This is a genomic window from Chryseobacterium sp. KLBC 52, assembly GCF_003347605.1.
Lineage (GTDB): Bacteria > Bacteroidota > Bacteroidia > Flavobacteriales > Weeksellaceae > Chryseobacterium.
In genome coordinates this window covers 1-19,850 of the sequence record NZ_QDFZ01000030.1, presented here as the reverse complement: position 1 = coordinate 19,850, position 19,850 = coordinate 1, and the positions used below count along the sequence as shown (strand labels likewise).

Here is a 19,850-nt window from a genome sequence, read left to right as displayed (position 1 = left end):
ACCAAATGTGGAAAACCGTAAGGATATTAAAAAGATTTTAAGTCTTGTTTAGAGCTTCTTTAAATACTCTTTAAAATAAAACTATATCTAATGAAAATTCGGCGGGTATAGTAATATTTTTTATACTTTTGGTTTTGCCGATTATATTGAACAGATAAATTTTAGTTTGATTTTTTATTATCAATTTTTTCTAACTGCTTTTTAACTGCATTGATATTTTCTTCCGTAAGTTTCCCATAACCCAGTTCTTTGATTTGGTTTAATTGTATTTTTGATATTTCATCTTGCTTATCTTTATTTTTTAATAACTGATCCCGCAGCGAAATATAATACTGAGTAGAGTATACTTCATCTTTTAAAAATTCTGAAATATTTTTATTTTTTCCAACACAGCCTTGAGTATATTTCATAATCAAAGGATTGGCGGAATAAAATGTATAGATATCTAAAAATCTTTTATCATTTCTTTTAAATAGTTCCTGACCAGCATAAACCCTTAAAGAATTGCTACCATTCATTGCAAAATAATAGAGTTCATCATTACTGGCTATTTTGGCAACTTTTTTAAATTGACTATAAATTTTGCTTTTTTCACCTCCAACTCCAATATTAGGAGACTCTGCATATGAGACATTGTCTAAAGGCTGTGCCAGTTTTTTTACTGTTTCAGAGATCTGAGCATTAGATATTGTAAGACTAAACGTGAATAGAAAACAGTAAAAATATTTATATCTCATTATTTATAAAATAATTAAAGTTAAATAAAATAACTGAACGATTAAATACTTAAATTCGTGTAAGTTTTAAATAAAAATTCAGAATGAAATACTCTAAAATTATTATCGTTGTAACCCTGTTACTGTTCCAGTTGGGAGCAGCACAGGAAAAAGCAGATGTTGTCTTAAATAAGGCTTTCACAGAAGCTAAAGCAGGTAAGAAAAATGTTTTACTGATGTTCCATGCTTCATGGTGCAAGTGGTGCAAGACCATGGAAAAAAATATGGATCTTCCTGAAACCAAACCTATTTTTGATAAAAGATTTGTCACGGCATATGTAGACGTTCAGGAAAGAGGGGATAAGAAAAGCCTTGAAAACCCTGGCGGACAGAAGCTGATGAATAAATATAAAGGCGAAAATGCAGGACTTCCTTTCTGGGTGATTCTGAATCCAAAAGGAGAAGTATTGGCAGATTCTTTTGATGCTAAAGGCGAAAATCTGGGATCGCCAGCCACACCGGAAGAGGTAAATACTTTTATTGCCAAGCTTGGAAAAGCCTCAAAACTAAGTAATGAAGAGTCACAGATTATAGAGAAAGTCTTTGTAAAGAAATAAAAAATAAAATCCCGGGAATATTACCTGGGATTTATTTTTATAATGAAGGTACCTGAAGTTTGTTATCCTTCCATACTTCTTTGATAGAATCATTGGTTTCTATTCTTTCTGGAATAAATTTTTTGTCGATTTCATCAAATGCTTTTACATACGATTTAAAATCACCCACATTGAATTTTTCATAGTATTCAATCTCTTCATTGGAAAAAAGGAATTCGCAATTTTTTTGCGTTTTCATATGCTTATACAGTTCATAATATTTAATTTTATTCATAATCTTTCCCCGTATATTGCTTAATGCCATATCCTGAGCTGTAACCACGCATCCCATTTTCTGATAATACATCAAGGTGAACTTAGAATAATAACGATATAAATCTACAATCCTTTTGTCATTTCTATCTATAAGAGAAGATATTGCATTGATTCTTATAAAAGTACTTCCGTTAACCGCCAAATAAAACAGTTCATTATTGGTTGCTTTTTTATCAATCTCATTATACATTTCGGATAATTTGGAATACTTGTCTGTATCATAATCCTCTTTAATCGTTAAGTCAAAATATTCTTTATCGATAGGGTCGATGACTTGTTTTAGCTGGCCAGCAATCTGAGCATTCATTAAGTGTAGTGAAAACAGAAAGAGTAGTGAAAATTTTATTTTCATGGTATGGTTTATCACTAAACGATCTTTGACATATATTATTATAGAAGGTTTATCAATGAAGACTTCCCGGATCTGAATAAGACAGGACGTTTTTTAGTTTAATAATTAAGAAATGAGGATGTAGCTAGAATTCTTTATAAGAATATTCGATATTGGTCCATAAAACCTGATCTCCTGTTTTGATCATTTCAGAAGGAGTGGAAAATATATTGACAAAAATATTTTCGTATTGGGTGGTTCCAAAATGAGCACTTTTGGTAATCAATAGGGCGTCATTGTCATCTCGGGGAACTTTTTTAACGTATCTGTACGTTCTTTTTAAAGTGAATGAAGAGTTGTCTTTATGGAAATCACCAATGTAAGTGGGCTTACTATTGTTATTTTCTTTGACCATTACAGAGTCATTCGCGATGGTAAAACTGTAAGTAAAATCTGTAGTTGAGGTTTCTGATACTAACTTGATGGTCTTGTTTTTAAGATCAAGGGTTATTTTTTCCCAGGCAGGTTCCTGGTACAGACTCCAATACTTGTTGAGATAAGATTCATCCGGAGTAGATTTTTCTCCTTTTGCCCCCTGATACAACACTGTATTTATTACAGCATAGCTTTTAAATTGAAACTGGTAAACATTTTTATCAACAGGTCTCGGATCATCAATTATATTATCATTGTTTTCACACGAGATCAGTGACAATGCCATTATCAGGGCATAAAAAGAGTATTTCATGGTATATTTTATAAAAAAAGTTTCACCTCTACTAGTGAAACGAAATAGAGTAGAAGTTATAATTGAGCAAAGGTAAAAATAAAAGGTGAAAAGGTAAACGTGTATTTACCTTTTCGCCTTTTGACTTAATTTATTTCCCAAAATACATCTGATCCTGCTTCTGCTGCTCATTATAAATGATCTGGAAGCTTACAGGCATATATTGGTAAAGAAGTTTCCAATGCTGGATTTTGGCATGTTTTTTAAAACTTTCGAAAGATCTTACAAAAAGGTTTTCAATCATGGTTCTTACATATGAATTCCCGTTTCTGTAGATCCAGTCCATCAGCTTGATATGATGGGCAATGATATTGATCTTAGATTCCTGCAGCAGGTTCTTCAGATAATTCACGGTAGCCTGCATAACCCCAGCAAAATTGTCCTGTACAGACAACTGTGTGATCTCATTGCGAAGTGGCGGATAGAAAAATTTTAAGTATTCAACAGCTATTTTTTGATTAATAGTTTGCATTTGTACTTTCATCATAATTAAGAATTTTTCAAACACTTTGTATTGCAGCGAAATGTATACCAAAATTTAAAGACAGGCTGCAAAAATAAATACTCCTACGATCACCGCAATGTGAGTAAGTAATATCTCTGCATTGTGTCTGTTAGTCGTTGTTTTCCAGGTTTTCCAGTCTGAAATTCTTCTGATCTTGTTTTTCATAATCTATTGATTGTGAGTTATTTTAAATTTTGTTTAATTTAAACACTTTGTAATGAAACGGATAAAAAATGTAATAAAACTGTTATATGCCGTGACTGTAAATTTGTCTCGAATATACCTTCTGAAGATTGGCAGAAATGTGACTAAAAATCACTTTTCTGTATTCCTCAGTGCAGAAAGCAGTACAATTGTCCAGAGAATAGATAAATGTAGTTTCAATAGCATTCTTTAATACCGTATCTCCGTCAGTATAAATTTTGTCCATTTTCTGTAAACTTCTGAATAGCAGATTTCTGTCATTCTGGCGGATCATATTTTTAATACGTTCTGTAAATGTCCGGATAATGCTGTATGAGTTTTGAATTTTAATTTCTTTTACTTCTTTTTCAAAGTCGGGAACCACATCGGTGATTTCCTTTACGGCTTGTAAATAGTTCATCGTATTATATTTTAAAGGTGATTGTGCTCAAGCATTTTGATGATAGCACCAAAGATGAAAATGGTTAAAAAAGCGATAAAAAGCATATGATAAGGCTTAAGCCACTTTGGAGTTACTGGTCCTCTGCTTTTTAGTCTTCTGAGCTTGTCAATTCTGTTTAATGTTTTTAAGTCCATTTTTCTATGTTTTCAAATGATGATGCCAATGGCATTCCGTTGAAAATGGGATTTAATTAAGATGTTGATATATAGTCTGTTGTGATTTTGTAGTTGAATTTTTAAATCAAAAAAGCCTGTCAAAATGATAAGGTTTTTATCAATTTGGAAATGAAAGACAAAACCTTATGTTACCTCCCATCACAAATGAGCGGCTGAGAATTCCCTTTCTTCAAAGATCAAATAATTTAGTTTTGTCATTCTGACGAAGGAAGAATCTTATTGAAATTCAATTCTATGAGATTCTTCACTACATTTCATTTCATTCAGAATGACAGAGGATAGTCAAAAGAGAGGAGTATAAAATGACATTTTTTAAGTTTCGCAGTAAGGATAAGAATGAATATCTTTGCAGTCCAAATATTCAGAAAATGTTTTCAAAAATAATAGTACACAGAGTCGGAAATAAGATCAACGGAGATTCGCTGACACTTTCCCAGGAAGAATTGAAGCTGGAAGAAGGAATGGCAGAAATGCTTGAAGACTACTTTTTAGGTTCTTTTAAATCGGAAGAAACTTTCCATTTCTACAGTGACACTTACCTGGTCAATAATCCGGTGTACAGTGCTGTATCAGAAATTTTTGATGACAAAGCAAAGTTCATCTGGGAATCTGAGAATATTGCAAAACATCTTTTCGAAGCGGCAGAAAATCCAAGAGTTCAGAGCGGAGAACTTTTCATTGTTCTTTTTGAGGATGAAAGTGACCGTCCTGATAAAGTGGATAAAATCGGGATTTTTAAAACAGAAAAGAGAGAATCTTTCCTGAAAATCAATCCTGCTGAAGAAACATTTGATATTGAAAAAGATCAGGGAATCGGGTTATCTAAAATTGATAAAGCGGCTTTGATCTACAACAATAATAAAGAAACAGGATATGTACTTTCTGTGGTTGACAACAACAAAAACGGAGATATGTATTACTGGTTTGAAGATTTCCTGAAAGTAAAACAGCGTGATGATGAATATTTCCACACGCAGGAAGCTTTGATGGTGTATAAAGATTATATCACAAAACAGCTTCCTCAGGAATTTGAAGTTTCCAAAGCAGATCAGGCAGATTTCCTGAACAAGTCTATCAATTTCTTCAAAGAAAAAGAAGAATTTAAGCTGGATGAATTTGCCAGTGAAGTATTGGGCGACGAACATGTGATTGAAAGTTTTGTAAACTTTAAAACAGACTACGAACAGGACATGCAGGTGAATATCGCTGAAGAATTCCCGATCAGTGAGGCAGCGGTAAAAAAGACGCAGAGACACTTTAAAAGCATTATTAAACTAGATAAAAACTTCCACATCTACATCCACGGAGACCGACAGAAAATCGAAATGGGTGAAGATGATAAAGGAAAATATTACAGACTTTATTTCGAAAAAGAGGTATAAAAAGAAGTCGCCATTCCATTATAATATCATAACTTTATTCCTGATTACAAAATAACAGTTATGAAATTGATGATCATTTTTTGGGGCGCTTTTCTCTTTTTTTTCTGTGTTCCTTTTCCAATTTTCATTTACATGATGACGGAGGAGCTGGCAACAGAACCGAGAAATTCAGTAGCGGTAAGCTATGGATTTCTCGGTTTTTCTTTGTTAGTATGGGGATATGTGATTATTTTCTTTATCAATAAGCTTTTCATTACAACTTTTAAAGAGAAGAATACCATTCAGTCCATTTTGCGGAACGGAATTCCAAGAGAAGCTAAAATCATTGATTATAAACTTCTGAAATACATTCCTAAGAAAAACATGAATCTCATTCAGGTCGGGCTTTCATTTCCCAATCTCAGCAATACGGTGATAGAACATGAAATGATGTTTCATGATTCCAGACCGCAGGAGAAAAGATTTGATGTAGGAAATAAAATCAAAGTTTTACTCAATCCCAACGTATCACAGGAGCCTTACTTTATTCTAAGTGATCAGAAAGTAGGATTCAATGCATCAGGAATGATTTTACGAATCGTATTTCTTATATTATTAATTGCTTATGTTATTGGCTTATACTCTTATTTCTATTGGAGAGAATCTTTTGATTTCGGCTGGAGATTTATGACATTTATGCACCCAATTATTTTCAGCGGGGTAATGACCATTATTTATGTCTTGGTTTTTCAGCTTATTTTCAGTAAGTTTTTTAAAAATAAAAAAGAAGAGCGCATCCTCTTTTCAGGAAGAAATGCTGAAGCTCATATTATCAGTGTAAGCCAGACAGGCCTTACAGTGAATGACCAGCCACAAATCATGTTTCAGGTAAGTTTCAAAGATTTCAGAGGGACTGAACATATTGCTGTTTATAAGAAAGTTGTCAGTCTTTTAAAGCTTTCTTCTATTCCTAAGCAAGGAACTATTGAGATCATTTATGACGAAAACGATCCAAAGAAGATTATGGTTCCAAAAGGAGTCTAAAACAGGAATATAAAAATATTAATTCACCTTTTGTTCTTTTTCCTTATTCATTACCTTTGCCTCCTTACCTAAATCATATGAAAACAACACTTGTCGATTTAACAAAGCCGATTCAGTATAATGCAGGAGACCCATGGTTCATGAGGGTGAAAATCAAACATAAAGCCCATAGAAAATCACATTGGTTGATTCGTCTGGCGTTGAGGCTTCCGTCAAGGCTTTTTCCTAAAAACTGGATAGGCTGGGCAGATGACACGATCAAAAATATGGGACTTCATGCTACAACACATATTGATGCTCCTTGGCATTATGGCCCTGTTGTAGAGGGGAAACCCGCTAAAACGATAGATCAGATTCCGCTGGAGTGGTGCTATGGAGAGGGAATTGTGATCGACTGTACTCATAAAGAAGATTTTGTTGCCATTACCATTGATGATCTGAAAAAAGACCTTGATAAAAACGGAATTACCATACAGGAAGGAAATATCGTTCTGATCAGAACCGATCGTGATAAAATGATGGGCACTCCGGATTTCGTAGAAAAAGGAACGGGAATGAGTAAAGAAGCTACAGAATGGCTGATTGACCAGGGCGTGAAAGTAATGGGAATCGACCAATGGGGCTGGGATCTTCCACTGAAATATATGGCTCAGAAAGCCAAAGAGCTCAATGATCCGGAATTCTTCTGGGAAGGCCATCGTGTAGGAATTGAAAAAGAATATCTGCATATCGAACAGCTTACGAATCTGAGTGCATTGCCTCCATCCGGATTTAAAATCTGTGTGTTTCCATTAAAGATTGTAGGGGGTTCTGCTGCTCCGGCGAGAGTAGTAGCAATGATGGATGTATAGAAAGCAAAAATCATCTCTGACAAAAATAAAAGGACGAATTTGAAGATTCAAAGTCGTCCTTTTACATGTATCTTCTTTATTTTCTCAGGTTAATTCTTCTTCCTGAAAAACAAAGCTCTGTTATACTCAAAATTCATTCTGGCAATATTCAGGACGGAAATTCCTTGTGGACATTCCACTTCACATGCTTCCGTATTGGAGCAGTGCCCGAATAATTCCGTATCCATTTGGGCCACCATATCCAGCACTCTTTTGCTTCGTTCTTCTTTTCCCTGAGGAAGAAGTGCCATGTGAGTGATTTTTGCAGAGGTAAACAAAGCTGCACTTCCGTTTTTACAGGTGGCAACACAAGCTCCACATCCGATACAAGCTGCAGAATCAAAAGCCTCTTCAGCCGTCTGGTGAGTCACCGGAATAGCTGTAGCATCAGGTGCCTGGCCTGTATTGACTGATACAAAACCTCCTGAAGATATAATTCTGTCAAAAGCGGAGCGGTCTACCTTTAAATCTTTTTTCACCGGAAATGCTCCGGCCCGGAATGGCTCTATCAGAATCGTTTCTCCATCTTTAAAGGACCTTAAGTGAAGTTGGCAGGTGGTTGTATTTTTCAAAGGACCATGGGCAATACCGTTAATCATCATCCCGCATTGTCCGCAGATCCCTTCACGGCAGTCATGATCAAATTCTACAGGCTCATCCCCTTCAATGATCAGTTTTTCATTCAGGGTATCCAGCATTTCTAAGAAAGACATATGGGAATTTAATCCTTTCAGGTCATAGCTCACAAGCTTTCCTTCACTTTTTCTGTCTTTCTGTCTCCATATCTTAAGATGTAAATCCATAATTTTTGCTTTTTATTTGTAACTTCTTACCGTTGGCTGAATCTCTTCAAAGATCAGAGGTTCCTTTATCAGTTCAGGTTCTCCGTTTTCACCTTTCCATGCCCAGGCAGAAATAAATTGGTATTCCGCATCATTTCTCATGGCTTCTCCATCCTGAGTCTGGAATTCTTCTCTGAAGTGAGCTCCACAGGATTCATTACGGGTTAAGGCATCGTAGCACATCAGTTCTCCGATTTCAAAATAATCAGCTACGCGGCCTGCTTTTTCCAGTTCTGTATTCATTTTATCTCCCTGTCCGGAAACTCTTACGTCTTTGTAGAATTCCTGTTTCAATTTTCGGATTTCCTGAATGGCATATTTTAATCCTTCTTCATTTCTTGCCAGTCCACAATAATCATAAAGGAGTTTTCCTAATGTTTTGTGGAAGTAATCAACGGTTTTGGTTCCTTTGATTATGATGAAGTCATTAATTTGATCTTTAACGGCCTTTTCTGCTTGTTCAAATTCAGGAGTATCCGGTGAAATTTTTCCGGTATGAATTTCATCCGCCAGATAATTGGCAATCGTGTAAGGAGCGATGAAATATCCGTCTACAGACGCCTGTAAAAGAGAGTTGGCTCCTAATCTGTTGGCTCCGTGATCGGCAAAATTAGCTTCACCCAACGCAAACAATCCCGGAACGGTAGTCATCAGCTCATAATCTACCCAAAGTCCACCCATTGAAAAGTGGGCAGAAGGAGAGATCATCATAGGTTCTTTATACGCATCGTATCCTGTTATTTTAAGATACATATCGAATAAGTTTCCATATTTTTCCTTAATCTTATCTTTTCCCTGTTCCTGTATTGCTTTGGAAAAATCAAGATATACTGCATTTTTCAAAGGTCCGATTCCGAAACCGGCATCAATTCTTTCCTTGGCGGCACGGGAAGAAATATCCCTTGGAGCAAGGTTTCCGAAAGCCGGATATCTTCTTTCAAGATAATAATCCCTTTCATTTTCCGGAATGTCATTGGGTTGTCTTGTTTCCCCTTCTTTTAAAGGAACCCAGATTCTTCCGTCATTACGCAATGATTCAGACATTAAGGTCAGTTTTGACTGATAGTCTCCGGACTGTGGAAGGGAAGTAGGGTGTACCTGAATCCAGCTTGGGGAAGCCATTAAAGCTCCTTTTTTATGAGCTCTCCAGATTGCAGAACCGTTACATCCCATCGCAAGGGTAGACAGATAATAGATTTTTCCGTAACCTCCCGTTGCCAATATTACAGCGTGTGCTGCATGTCTTTCAATATCTCCCGTGTCTAAATTCCTTACGATAATTCCTCTGGCTTTCCCATCAACAGTAACCAGATCCAGCATTTCGTGTCTTGAAAATAATTGTACAGAACCTTTTCCGACCTGTCGCATTAAAGCCTGATAGGCACCAAGAAGAAGCTGCTGCCCGGTTTGTCCTCTTGCATAGAAAGTACGGCTTACCTGAACTCCTCCGAAGGATCGGTTGTTCAGATATCCTCCATATTCACGTCCAAAAGGTACACCTTGAGCTACAGCCTGATCGATGAGGTTCAGAGAACACTCTGCCATTCTGTAGACATTGGCTTCACGGGCTCTGAAGTCTCCTCCTTTTAAGGTATCTACAAACATTCTGTAGACACTGTCACCATCGTTTTTATAATTTTTGGCGGCATTCACACCTCCCTGTGCTGCCACAGAGTGCGCTCTTCTCGGGCTGTCCTGGAAACAGAATGACTTCACATTATATCCCATTTCTCCCAAAGAAGCTGCGATTGAGCTTCCCGCCAGACCTGTTCCTACAACAATCACGTCCAGTTTTTTACGGTTGGCAGGGTTTACGAGTCTTGCTTTCTTTTTATAATTTTCCCATTTATGTTCTAATGGGCCTTGTGGTATTTTTGAATCTAAAATCATGATCGTTCCTTTTAATGATAAGTAAAGAATACATACACCGGCATCAATGCAAAACCTACACAGATAATGATTGAATAGGCAATCCCGATAGTTTTGAACCATTGTACAAACTTAGGATGATATAATCCCAGAGTTCTTACAGCACTGTGTATCCCATGAATCAGGTGATAGCATAAAGCGATCATTGATACAACATAAATGATAACGTACCACCATTCTTTAAAGACATTCACTACCAGAATGTAGAGGTCTTTATTTCCGTTTTCATCCAAAGGAGGATTTCCGAATTTGTAGATATACCAGAAGTTCTGGAAATGGATCACCAGGAAAATAAGGATTAATGTTCCTAGGATTCCCATATTTCTGGAAGCCCATGTGCTGGCTCTTCCACGTCTGTCCGTTTGATAGCCGCCTCCTGACTTTTTATTTTTTAAAGTGATCATAAGCCCGTCTACCGCATGCAGAATGATACTGGCATACAAAACGTAAGAAACTATTTTAATAATGATATTTCCTGATAAAAAATGCGAATAGGCATTAAATTGCAGGTGTGCCTGTTCTTGTGGAAGAAAAAGCTGAAGATTTCCAAGGAAATGAATCAACAGGAAGAATCCCAAAAAGAGTCCTGTAAGGCACATCAGCATTTTTCTTGACAGTGTTGATAACATATTTTTGATTTATTGATTAATAATATCCTAAGACTTTCATCCACAATCCTCCTACAACCATATAAATGATTAACAGAACGATTCCTATTTCGAGACCTCTTACCCACCAGGCTTTCAGGTCAACATATCCACTTCCGAAGAATACCGGAGCCGGACCGTGACCATAATGAGTAAGTACCCCATAAATAGAACCCATGAAACCTAGCATCATGGCCAATAACATTGGAGGAATTCCCAAAGAAACCCCTACACCCAGTAATGCGGCATACATTGCCGCTACGTGAGCGGTAGCACTGGCAAAAATATAGTGACTGAAGAAATACACTACGATAATCACCGGGAAGGCTACCTGCCAGCTCAAACCTCCGATCTGTACTTTGATAAGATTACTGAACCATCCAATGAAGCCCAATTCATTTAAAGAACTTGCCATCATCACCAGTACGGCAAACCAAACGATCGTATCCCATGCTCCTTTTTCGCCTTTTACATCTTCCCAGGTTAATACTGAGGTTAGTAGTAATAATGTTAATCCGATAAATGCCGTAGTGGTTGCATCAATAGAAAGTGCTCCTCCAAATATCCAAAGTGCCAACAGAATGAAGAATGCCAGAAGCATCAACCATTCATTTCTTGAGATAGGTCCCATTTCTTTTAATTTCTGAGCTGCCATTTTCGGAGCATCTCCTGTTTTTTTCAATTCAGGCGGATATAATTTGTACAATACCAAAGGAACAACAAAGAATGCTACTGCACCAGGAATAAAACCTGCTGCTGCCCAAGACATCCAGGTAATATCAATACCAAGGTTGGCAGCAAATTTCTGACACATCGGGTTACTGGCTGTCCCGGTAAGGAACATGGAAGAAGCGATGAGGTTCATGTAGTAGCTGTTCAAAGTCAGGAATGAGCCTAATTTTCTATGAGTTTCCGGCTTTTCAGGAACGGAATCAAAGCTTATTGCCATAGATTTCATAATCGGGTAGATAATTCCACCTCCTCTTGCTGTATTACTCGGAATAGCAGGAGCAAGACAAACATCGGCAAGACCTAATCCGTAAGCCAATCCCAGTGAGCTTTTACCAAAAACTCTGATGAATAAAAAGGCGATACGGTTTCCCAATCCTGTTTTGATAAATCCTCTGGCAATAAAGAATGAAATCCCGATCAGCCAGATTACTTTATCTCCAAACCCGGAAAGCGCTTTGGTAATAGATTTCCCGGCGTCTCCCGGAGCAACTACCTGAGTAAGGGCTGTAAAACCAATAGCCATCATACACATCGTACCCATTGGTGCTGCTTTAAGTATGATTCCTAAAATGGTTGCCGCAAAGATGGCAAACAAATGCCAGGCATTCTCTGCAACACCTTCCGGAGCAGGAATGAACCATATGATTAACGCAACAACAAATGTAATCGCTACGTTTTTGATATTAATTTCTTTCATGATACTAACTATTTAAGCGTTTTAGAACCTACTCTGTACCTGTACAATGAATAGATTGTTATTGTATTGTGATGTGTTTTCTACCTGATATTTGTAGCGGTCAAACTGTACGCCCAGCTGAATTCTTGCGCCGTAATTTTTCAGAAATTCCAATCCGAACATCGGAGTGATTGTTTGTCTTGGGTTGGAAGCCATTCTGAAATTGGTGTCAAGGTATTCGTAACGGCAGGATAATTCGAAGGCGCTGAGATTTTTGTGGTTGATCTCATATCTTAGATTCGGAAGGAAATAAGCGCCACGGATCAGATATTGGTCTGGATTATCAGGACGTAATTCAGGCGCAATGGAATTGTAGAGAACGTGGTTGGTTGCCTGTTTGGCTTCCAGCTGCATATCAAGACTCCATTTTGGATCAAACTCGATCAGAGAACTCAAATCTACGCCGAGAGCATATACTTTTTTGCTGAAAACCTCTCCGGTACCTCCATTCAGACCTACATTAAAATGGTATTTTTTTGATAATCCGAAAACCAGACGAGTAGAATACTGTTTTCCGTTGTCATTATCATTGATCTGGTTTTTTCCGTTCCCATTCACCACTGAAACAGCATATTGGAAAGGAACTTCTCCCAGCTGAAGCTGTCCTGTGGCAGACATCCCGATCTGGAAACTTGTCCAGCCCAGTTTTCCGAATTCTGTGTACTGATTGGACCAGTCTAAAGACTTAATAATATCAATAGGATAAGTTTCTTCAATACCGAACCAAGGTCTGAATTGTCCTACGGTAATTGCTAATTTGGGATTGAAAGTATACTTCAGGTAAGCATTTTCAAGAACTCTGCTTTTAGGATCATTTTTAAAATCGGCAAGGTTAGCCAAAACAACCACTTCCGTACGTTTACTGATCTGTGCCCGAACCTGAACCCTCATGTATTTGAGCATGAAATTATTATCAGTTCCCGAACCGTCGGTATGATGAAGTCCGTTAACATCTACATCTTTACTCATTCCTACAAGATAACGTGCCTGAAAAAGGCCTTTGATCTGCAGCTGCGGATACTTTACATTGTCTTCTTCCTGTGGAGGAGGTGTGGTCTTCAGAGAATCCTGATTTTGCGCGTAAGCTGATAACCCACAGGCCAGCATGCACAGGATCAGGCTTTTCTTTTTAATCGAAAAAAAGGCCATATCTATTTTTGTTTTTTTATTGTGAATTCTATTTTACCACAACTGCTTACTGATCCCGTCAAATTTTTGATTTTCAGTATTTTCGTCAAATCATAATGGGGCATACTCAGGGCATTATTTACTAAGTATAAGCATTTTGTGCGGAGAAATATCTATTTTAATCCTAAGAATGTGAACGGTGCAGACTCTTTAAACTCTGCATTGGATTTTCCATTATAAGTGCGGTTGTTACTAAGATCCAGTTTCATCACTTTTCCTTTAGGGCTCAGATCAAAATCTTTAAGATCTACCCAAAAAGTGTTGGGAGTGAAAACCGTTTCAAAATAATACACCAGATTTTTCTGGTCTGAAACAGAACGCCATCTTGTTGATGAAATATTAGGTTCCGTAGCAGAAGTAATTCCATAAGGAACAGAACAGTTTCTGATCACGCTGAAAACACTTGCCACTGCTGTACGGGTATCGGCGGTCTGAGGAATGGCATTGATATAGTAAGATGCTCTTACAAATCGGTCTGCGGCACGGTTGGTTCCCGGAAGCATCACTGTTCCCGGAATGCCTTTCCAGTAATTGTTAAGGGCCAGCTGTTCTTCAAAAACCGGAGAGTTGGTCATTACTGTATAAGATGGATCATGATGAATAACCAATTTTCCGTCAATATATTCAAATACCGCATTGTCTCCTGAAGCATCCGAAATAGAAAGGTGAACGGTTGTAAATCTTTCTGTTCCGGGAATATAATCACTTACAATAACGAATGGCTCTTTGCGTGAAAACTCTACGGCTTCTTTTACGGTAGCAAAGTTATCAAGATAATATTGTGCCCATAATGAAATGGCAATTCCCTTTTTACTTCCTTTTCCATCGAATTTTGGGTATTGAGATTCTCCTAACCAAAGCAGGTTGGCAACTAATCCTTTTTCATTCATACCATCTGCTGAAGCAATGTCCCATGAGGAGCTGATAAGACTTCCGTATTTGGCGGTCCATTTTACAGATTTAGGGCCTACGAGTCCGTTGCGGTCTATTCCTTTCGGGAGAACCCATAAGTTGGCAGGAATTTCGTCACGCCAGTCCATAGAACGGGCTGTAATAACGGTATTCTGTGGGCCTTTGTAAACCACCCTTGTACAGGCCTCGGAAGGATTCCATAATCCTATAGAGAGGATCAGAGAAAATAAAATTAATGGGAACTTTTTCATAATAGTATTATTTGAATTTAAATTTTATATTGAATTTATTGTGAATAATTCAATGAATTTTTGTCATATTCATTATTTGGTGATATAAATTTAGCAAAATTTGTTTAAATAAAACAATTATTAAGGTTAATATTATGTAATCCCTGTTATGAATCATGGTTAAAGAGTGAATACTGTGATTATTGGAATTTTTTTTGTATATTTTAGAGATATGATATAAAAAGGACGAAAAAACCAAGAATATTTTAATGAATTTTTTGATTCTTTTTTTTGTATGAAATCTTTTTTAAGTGTTTGATTTTTAGTAGTTTAAAATTACATACCACAAAATAAAAAGCTAATTAAAAAAACACTATATTTGATAGATAGACTGAAAAGATATATGAATTTTATAGAATGCCATGAGGAACCTATCCATATTCCGGGTTCTATACAGAGTTTTGGCTATTTGATTGGCATTGATGCAGAATCCCACACCATCACTTTTTTTAGCAGGAATATTGCGGATCTATTTAAAATCGAAAGCCCGGAAGAACTTTTCGACAGAAATATCACAGACTTTCCGGAAAATTTTCAGAACATTATCAGCTCAGAAATATATACTTCTCTCGAAAGGTTTACCAGACGTAAAAACGAGACCTATTTTGACAAAATTTTTATCAATGAAAAAGAATATCACTTTTCTGTTTTTAAAAGTGGTGCTTATATTTTTCTTGAATTTGAAGAAGTTTTGATCAATCCTGACAAAAGAATCTCCAATAAATATGATAACTTTTACATCATCGACAATGAAAAGGAACTCTGGAATCATCTTCTGGAAACCTTGTCAAAGGTCGTAAACTATGACCGGATGATGGTGTATAAATTTATGATGGATGGTTCCGGGAAAGTGATTGCAGAAAAGAAAAATGAAAATATGGAGAGCTTTCTGGGTCTTCATTATCCTGAGTCTGATATTCCAAAACAGGCAAGGGATCTTTATCTTAAAAAAAGAAAAAGAATTTTCAGTAATGTCTATGCGGATACCGTTCCTATTTTAAGCAAGAAAGCAGAGAACATTGATCTCACTTTTTCAGCATCCAGAGGGATGTCGCCTATTCACGGACAGTATCTTAAAAATTCAGGAGCCGCTTCCAGCTTCAGTGTTTCCATTATTATTGATGATCATCTTTGGGGACTGGTTACCTGCCAGAATGTTGACCCCAAGCATATAGACCTTGAGGATAGGGTACAGGCCGGAATTTTTACAACGCTTGCTGCCAATGCCTATTCATCTTTTAAATCTAAAAGTGAACTGAATTACCGTTTGGAACTGAATGAAAAAGTGTCGCAGCTGAAAACGGAATTTTTAAAACATCACCATCTGTTTGATTCTCTTATCGAATGTAAAACGGAAATCAGAAATTTACCAGAGGCCGACGGATTAGCCATTGTTTCGGATGAAAACATAATTACAGACGGCAGTACACCTGATCTGGAAAGAATTGGAAAAATTGCGCAATGGGCTCTCAATAATACTGATGAAGGTATTTATGTAAGTCGAAATTTTCTTAAAGATCATGGTAAAGAACTTGAATTGACTGAAAATGCAGCAGGAATTGCGATCTATTTTATTGAAAGGGATAAAAATGAAATGCTGATCTGGTTCAGAAAAGAGTTTGATGAACATATCAACTGGGCAGGAAACCCGGAAAAAAAAGTAAGTGTATTTTCTCAAAATGGAGAGGAAAGACAAATGATATCACCAAGAACGTCATTCCATATTTTTACAGAAAATATTAAAGGCCATTCTAAAAGATGGAATTCCAGGAATGTAAGTGCAGTACAGGCTGTAAGAGATCTGATCCTGGAAACTTCCCATAAAAATTATAACGCCATTAAAAGGCTTAATGATGAACTTAAAAAAGTGAATGAGGAACTTGACAGTTTCTCTTACACCATCTCTCATGATCTGGGAACACCTCTGACTGTCATGAAACTGAATGCTCAGATGCTCCTGGCAAATCTTACCGGTGATTCTGAAAAAAGCAAGACCAAGATCAATTCAATTATCGAGGAGATCGACAATATGGCGGAAATGATGCATGATGTATTGCAGCTGAGCCGGGCGAAACATAGCGAAATACAGCTTGAAAGCCTTAAAACGGCTCATACAATAGAGAAAATATCTGAAAATGCCAAGATGACCTATGGCAGTCCAAACAGTGAAATTATCATTAAAGAATGCCCGGATGTATTGGCTGATAAAACCATGCTCCATCAGGTATTTTTGAATATCATCAATAACGCTGTGAAATATTCTTCTCATAATGATCTTCCGAAAGTGAAAATTGAAGGATCTGAGGACGGACAGATCATTATTTACAGAATCTCAGACAATGGTATTGGTATTCCTGCGGAAGAGAAACATAAGATGTTTAAAATCTTTAACAGAATGGATAATGCCAAGAAGTTTAAAGGAAACGGAGTAGGGCTCTCCATTGTACACCGCATTATGAAAAGATTGGGAGGAAATGTGGATTTTGAAAGCAATAGTGAAGGGACCTCCTTTATTTTAACGTTCAAAAAGCCTTATATTTGAGAAACTTTTAAAACGTTATTTATGGTATCAGAATATCTTAAACAGAATACAGCAGAGTATCACGATGCAGCAGAAAAACTTTTTAATTCTGAAAAGATTTTCAACAAAACTTTCACTTTAGAAGATTATAAAAAAATCATTCATACCAATTACCTGATGCTTCTTCACAGTGAAGATAAAATATTCAGCAGCCTTTCTGATAAGTTTGCAGAAAAGCTTCAGCTGGCTGAAAGAAAGAAGCTTTCCCTTATTGAAAAAGATCTGAAAAGCCTTTCCCTGGAAAATCAGGAAGTTTCTCACGCTCTCGAGTTCAATAACGAACATGAAGCCCTTGGAGCAATGTACGTCATTGAAGGCTCTACCCTGGGGGGAAATGTAATTGCCAAACAGCTTTCTAAAACAGAAGGTTTTAATGAAGTTACCTTCAACTTTTTCGGATGCTATCAGGAAAATACGGGGCCAATGTGGAAAAACTTCAAGGAAGTTCTGGATACAGAAATCGCCGAAGAAAACTATAGTGAAGTGCTTTCCGGCGCCAAAAAACTATATACGTTTTTACTGAACGTCAACTAATTTATTTTAATTCTAATTAAATTCCTGAAAAATTGCGCAATTTTTCAGGAATTGTTAAATTTGGGGAGTTTCAAATTTAAACTTAACTAACAAAAAATAATTTTTAAAAAGTAACAATATGAAAGTAACTGTAGTAGGTGCAGGCGCTGTAGGAGCAAGCTGTGCAGAATACATCGCAATGAAGAACTTCTGTTCAGAAGTAGTTTTAGTAGACATTAAAGAAGGGTTTGCTGAAGGGAAAGCAATGGATTTGATGCAGACAGCATCTCTTAACGGATTTGATACAAAAATTACGGGTACAACAGGAGATTACAGCAAAACTGCAGGTTCTCACGTAGCAGTAATCACTTCAGGGATTCCAAGAAAACCTGGAATGACAAGAGAAGAGTTGATCGGTATCAATGCTGGTATCGTGAAAGACGTTACTGAAAACTTAGTAAAACATTCTCCGGAAGTAATCATCATCGTAGTTTCTAACCCAATGGATACGATGGCTTACCTTGTTCACAAAACTTCAGGTCTTCCTAAGCACAAAATCATCGGAATGGGTGGTGCGTTAGATTCTGCAAGATTCAAATACAGATTGGCTGAAGCATTAGAAGCTCCAATTTCTGATGTTGACGGAATGGTAATTGCTGCTCACAGTGATACAGGTATGCTTCCATTATTGAGCAAAGCGACAAGAAATGGTGTTCCTGTAACGGAGTTCTTAAGTGATGAGCAACAAAAATATGTGATCGAAGAAACTAAAGTAGGAGGAGCTACGCTTACGAAATTATTAGGAACTTCAGCCTGGTATGCTCCAGGTGCAGCAGTTTCTGTAATGGTTCAGGCGATTGCATGTGATCAGAAGAAAATGATCCCTTGTTCTTTAATGCTTGAAGGAGAATACGGACAAAACGATATCTGCCTTGGTGTTCCTGCTATTATCGGAGCAAACGGAGTAGAATCAATTGTAAACGTAACGTTGACTGCTGAAGAGCAATTGAAATTCGCTGAAGCTGCTAATGCAGTAAGAGAAGTGAATGGAGATCTTAAATTTTAATTAATTATCTGCTTTAAGCGGAAATTAAAATATAGATAAACCCCGGCTGTTTCAAAGAAACAGCCGGGGTTGTTTTTTGGAGAATCTTTAATTTTAAATTAAACCGTTAAGAAAAATGAAGAAGGTAAGATTGATTAAGAAAAATCAAATGATTTTTTAAGTTGAGGTAGCAATTTATGAGTTTCAGCATGGTTGCAGCCTCTTTTGCTGGCGCGAGCGTCCCGCTCGCGCCCATAATCAATACACTCACAAATTAACATCTATTTCCAGTACTTTCTCATAATCATCACAATAGTTTTTGGCATTGCTATATTTCTATTCCTTTTGCTGGCACGAGCGTCCCGCTCGTGCCCATAATCTCACAAATTAACATCTATTTCCAGTACTTTCTCATAATCATCACAATAGTTTCTTGCACTACTATATTTCCATTCCCAAGGCTCCCTTTTGCTGGCGCGAGCGTCCCGCTCGTGTCCACAATCATAAATTAACATCGATTTCAAGAATCTCATCATAATCATCACAATAATTCCTTGCACTACTGTGTTTCCATTCCCAAGGCTCCATAACAAAGCCCGCCTTCACAGGGTTTTGATGAACATAATTTAGTTTCTGCTCAAATACCTTCAACGTCCATATTTCTATTGGATTATTATTCTGCTGCCAAAACTGATATTTTTTTATATTAGAATTTCGGCTTCCTGCTTTTTTAAACATCCACAATAACCACTCTTTTCTGCTTTCCTGAGTATTTTCTTCGATAGCCTTAAGCAACTTTTTAGCAGTAAAGCCCTTAAAATCTCTAATTAATTCTGAAGGTTGACCTTTTTCTGATCTGAAAATTAAATGTATATGACTGGGCATGATACAATATCCGAAAATAGTCATTCCTTTATTCTTTCTACAATAATTTAATGCTTCAATAATGATATCGAAATATTCAATTCTTGTAAAAATATCAATCCAAAATACCGTAGCAAAGCTTATAAAATATGCTCCTTCTTTTTCATGAAATTTGTGTTTTCT

General features: G+C 36.8%; 21 protein-coding genes. 7 read left to right on the top strand and 14 right to left on the bottom strand.

Annotated features, from left to right (window positions below; genetic code table 11):
- Positions 1 to 161 precede the first annotated feature (161 nt).
- Positions 162 to 737, bottom strand: a complete 576-nt coding sequence (locus tag DDF69_RS21665) for a hypothetical protein (protein WP_114822605.1) — start codon at positions 735 to 737, stop codon at positions 162 to 164.
- Between the two features lie 83 nt (positions 738 to 820).
- Here DDF69_RS21665 and DDF69_RS21660 point away from each other — a divergent pair, with 83 nt between their 5' ends.
- Entirely contained in the window at positions 821 to 1,333 is a 513-nt protein-coding gene (locus DDF69_RS21660; RefSeq protein ID WP_114822604.1) for a thioredoxin family protein, read from the top strand.
- Between the two features lie 37 nt (positions 1,334 to 1,370).
- Here DDF69_RS21660 and DDF69_RS21655 read toward each other — a convergent pair whose 3' ends face one another.
- The 6 genes from DDF69_RS21655 to DDF69_RS21635 form a co-directional block, all read right to left on the bottom strand.
- The gene (locus DDF69_RS21655) at positions 1,371 to 2,000 is read right to left on the bottom strand and encodes a hypothetical protein (RefSeq protein ID WP_162800984.1); all 630 of its coding nucleotides are present in this window, start codon (positions 1,998 to 2,000) and stop codon (positions 1,371 to 1,373) included.
- Positions 2,001 to 2,124: 124 nt separating this feature from the next.
- Entirely contained in the window at positions 2,125 to 2,727 is a 603-nt protein-coding gene (locus DDF69_RS21650; protein WP_114822602.1) for a hypothetical protein, read from the bottom strand.
- Between the two features lie 130 nt (positions 2,728 to 2,857).
- Complete coding sequence (locus tag DDF69_RS21645; protein ID WP_047434374.1) at positions 2,858 to 3,253, bottom strand: hypothetical protein; 396 nt, start codon at positions 3,251 to 3,253, stop codon at positions 2,858 to 2,860.
- A 51-nt stretch (positions 3,254 to 3,304) separates the two neighbouring features.
- Entirely contained in the window at positions 3,305 to 3,436 is a 132-nt protein-coding gene (locus tag DDF69_RS22410; RefSeq protein WP_262486817.1) for a hypothetical protein, read from the bottom strand.
- An 82-nt stretch (positions 3,437 to 3,518) separates the two neighbouring features.
- Positions 3,519 to 3,875, bottom strand: a complete 357-nt coding sequence (locus DDF69_RS21640; RefSeq protein WP_114822601.1) for a hypothetical protein — start codon at positions 3,873 to 3,875, stop codon at positions 3,519 to 3,521.
- Between the two features lie 11 nt (positions 3,876 to 3,886).
- Positions 3,887 to 4,051, bottom strand: a complete 165-nt coding sequence (locus tag DDF69_RS21635) for a hypothetical protein (protein ID WP_228412074.1) — start codon at positions 4,049 to 4,051, stop codon at positions 3,887 to 3,889.
- A 410-nt stretch (positions 4,052 to 4,461) separates the two neighbouring features.
- Between DDF69_RS21635 and DDF69_RS21630 the strand changes: the two genes are divergently transcribed.
- The 3 genes from DDF69_RS21630 to DDF69_RS21620 all read left to right on the top strand — a co-directional run bounded on the left by DDF69_RS21630 (position 4,462) and on the right by DDF69_RS21620 (position 7,349).
- Positions 4,462 to 5,475, top strand: coding sequence for a nucleoid-associated protein (locus tag DDF69_RS21630; RefSeq protein WP_079242853.1), 1,014 nt, complete (start codon positions 4,462 to 4,464; stop codon positions 5,473 to 5,475).
- Between the two features lie 132 nt (positions 5,476 to 5,607).
- Positions 5,608 to 6,498: a hypothetical protein gene (locus DDF69_RS21625; protein WP_162800983.1), complete on the top strand. Its 891-nt coding sequence runs from the start codon at positions 5,608 to 5,610 to the stop codon at positions 6,496 to 6,498.
- A gap of 77 nt (positions 6,499 to 6,575) precedes the next feature.
- A complete protein-coding gene (locus tag DDF69_RS21620; protein WP_114822599.1) occupies positions 6,576 to 7,349 on the top strand; it encodes a cyclase family protein in 774 nt (257 codons plus the stop codon).
- An 89-nt stretch (positions 7,350 to 7,438) separates the two neighbouring features.
- On the opposite strand, the gene DDF69_RS21615 is transcribed toward DDF69_RS21620, so the two are convergent.
- The 6 genes from DDF69_RS21615 to DDF69_RS21590 form a co-directional block, all read right to left on the bottom strand.
- The gene (locus DDF69_RS21615; protein WP_114822598.1) at positions 7,439 to 8,191 is read right to left on the bottom strand and encodes a succinate dehydrogenase/fumarate reductase iron-sulfur subunit; all 753 of its coding nucleotides are present in this window, start codon (positions 8,189 to 8,191) and stop codon (positions 7,439 to 7,441) included.
- 12 nt (positions 8,192 to 8,203) lie between these two features.
- Positions 8,204 to 10,120, bottom strand: coding sequence for a fumarate reductase/succinate dehydrogenase flavoprotein subunit (locus DDF69_RS21610; protein WP_114822597.1), 1,917 nt, complete (start codon positions 10,118 to 10,120; stop codon positions 8,204 to 8,206).
- Between the two features lie 11 nt (positions 10,121 to 10,131).
- Positions 10,132 to 10,788, bottom strand: coding sequence for a succinate dehydrogenase cytochrome b subunit (locus DDF69_RS21605; RefSeq protein ID WP_114822596.1), 657 nt, complete (start codon positions 10,786 to 10,788; stop codon positions 10,132 to 10,134).
- A 16-nt stretch (positions 10,789 to 10,804) separates the two neighbouring features.
- Complete coding sequence (locus tag DDF69_RS21600; protein ID WP_114822595.1) at positions 10,805 to 12,235, bottom strand: anion permease; 1,431 nt, start codon at positions 12,233 to 12,235, stop codon at positions 10,805 to 10,807.
- Positions 12,236 to 12,256: 21 nt separating this feature from the next.
- Entirely contained in the window at positions 12,257 to 13,423 is a 1,167-nt protein-coding gene (locus DDF69_RS21595; RefSeq protein WP_114822594.1) for a porin, read from the bottom strand.
- Positions 13,424 to 13,575: 152 nt separating this feature from the next.
- Complete coding sequence (locus DDF69_RS21590; protein WP_062674173.1) at positions 13,576 to 14,625, bottom strand: linear amide C-N hydrolase; 1,050 nt, start codon at positions 14,623 to 14,625, stop codon at positions 13,576 to 13,578.
- Positions 14,626 to 15,007: 382 nt separating this feature from the next.
- Between DDF69_RS21590 and DDF69_RS21585 the strand changes: the two genes are divergently transcribed.
- From DDF69_RS21585 to DDF69_RS21575, 3 genes are all read left to right on the top strand, one after another.
- Complete coding sequence (locus tag DDF69_RS21585; protein WP_114822593.1) at positions 15,008 to 17,206, top strand: ATP-binding protein; 2,199 nt, start codon at positions 15,008 to 15,010, stop codon at positions 17,204 to 17,206.
- Positions 17,207 to 17,227: 21 nt separating this feature from the next.
- Positions 17,228 to 17,779, top strand: a complete 552-nt coding sequence (locus DDF69_RS21580; RefSeq protein ID WP_114822592.1) for a biliverdin-producing heme oxygenase — start codon at positions 17,228 to 17,230, stop codon at positions 17,777 to 17,779.
- A 118-nt stretch (positions 17,780 to 17,897) separates the two neighbouring features.
- Complete coding sequence (locus DDF69_RS21575) at positions 17,898 to 18,824, top strand: malate dehydrogenase (protein ID WP_002977420.1); 927 nt, start codon at positions 17,898 to 17,900, stop codon at positions 18,822 to 18,824.
- A gap of 480 nt (positions 18,825 to 19,304) precedes the next feature.
- On the opposite strand, the gene DDF69_RS21565 is transcribed toward DDF69_RS21575, so the two are convergent.
- On the bottom strand, positions 19,305 to 19,850 hold a 546-nt coding region (locus tag DDF69_RS21565; protein ID WP_114822591.1), incomplete at its 5' end, for an REP-associated tyrosine transposase.

What these genes read in the sequence shown, in the direction of transcription:
- DDF69_RS21605 (WP_114822596.1), bottom strand. Translation starts at nt 10,788, where the DNA reads ATGTTATCAACACTGTCAAGAAAAATGCTGATGTGCCTTACAGGACTC.
- DDF69_RS21645 (WP_047434374.1), bottom strand. Translation starts at nt 3,253, where the DNA reads ATGATGAAAGTACAAATGCAAACTATTAATCAAAAAATAGCTGTTGAA.
- DDF69_RS21620 (WP_114822599.1), top strand. Translation starts at nt 6,576, where the DNA reads ATGAAAACAACACTTGTCGATTTAACAAAGCCGATTCAGTATAATGCA.
- DDF69_RS21665 (WP_114822605.1), bottom strand. Translation starts at nt 737, where the DNA reads ATGAGATATAAATATTTTTACTGTTTTCTATTCACGTTTAGTCTTACA.
- DDF69_RS21585 (WP_114822593.1), top strand. Translation starts at nt 15,008, where the DNA reads ATGAATTTTATAGAATGCCATGAGGAACCTATCCATATTCCGGGTTCT.
- DDF69_RS21660 (WP_114822604.1), top strand. Translation starts at nt 821, where the DNA reads ATGAAATACTCTAAAATTATTATCGTTGTAACCCTGTTACTGTTCCAG.
- DDF69_RS21610 (WP_114822597.1), bottom strand. Translation starts at nt 10,120, where the DNA reads ATGATTTTAGATTCAAAAATACCACAAGGCCCATTAGAACATAAATGG.
- DDF69_RS21630 (WP_079242853.1), top strand. Translation starts at nt 4,462, where the DNA reads ATGTTTTCAAAAATAATAGTACACAGAGTCGGAAATAAGATCAACGGA.
- DDF69_RS21625 (WP_162800983.1), top strand. Translation starts at nt 5,608, where the DNA reads ATGATGACGGAGGAGCTGGCAACAGAACCGAGAAATTCAGTAGCGGTA.
- DDF69_RS21600 (WP_114822595.1), bottom strand. Translation starts at nt 12,235, where the DNA reads ATGAAAGAAATTAATATCAAAAACGTAGCGATTACATTTGTTGTTGCG.
- DDF69_RS22410 (WP_262486817.1), bottom strand. Translation starts at nt 3,436, where the DNA reads ATGAAAAACAAGATCAGAAGAATTTCAGACTGGAAAACCTGGAAAACA.
- DDF69_RS21635 (WP_228412074.1), bottom strand. Translation starts at nt 4,051, where the DNA reads ATGGACTTAAAAACATTAAACAGAATTGACAAGCTCAGAAGACTAAAA.
- DDF69_RS21595 (WP_114822594.1), bottom strand. Translation starts at nt 13,423, where the DNA reads ATGGCCTTTTTTTCGATTAAAAAGAAAAGCCTGATCCTGTGCATGCTG.
- DDF69_RS21615 (WP_114822598.1), bottom strand. Translation starts at nt 8,191, where the DNA reads ATGGATTTACATCTTAAGATATGGAGACAGAAAGACAGAAAAAGTGAA.
- DDF69_RS21640 (WP_114822601.1), bottom strand. Translation starts at nt 3,875, where the DNA reads ATGAACTATTTACAAGCCGTAAAGGAAATCACCGATGTGGTTCCCGAC.
- DDF69_RS21650 (WP_114822602.1), bottom strand. Translation starts at nt 2,727, where the DNA reads ATGAAATACTCTTTTTATGCCCTGATAATGGCATTGTCACTGATCTCG.
- DDF69_RS21575 (WP_002977420.1), top strand. Translation starts at nt 17,898, where the DNA reads ATGAAAGTAACTGTAGTAGGTGCAGGCGCTGTAGGAGCAAGCTGTGCA.
- DDF69_RS21580 (WP_114822592.1), top strand. Translation starts at nt 17,228, where the DNA reads ATGGTATCAGAATATCTTAAACAGAATACAGCAGAGTATCACGATGCA.
- DDF69_RS21655 (WP_162800984.1), bottom strand. Translation starts at nt 2,000, where the DNA reads ATGAAAATAAAATTTTCACTACTCTTTCTGTTTTCACTACACTTAATG.
- DDF69_RS21590 (WP_062674173.1), bottom strand. Translation starts at nt 14,625, where the DNA reads ATGAAAAAGTTCCCATTAATTTTATTTTCTCTGATCCTCTCTATAGGA.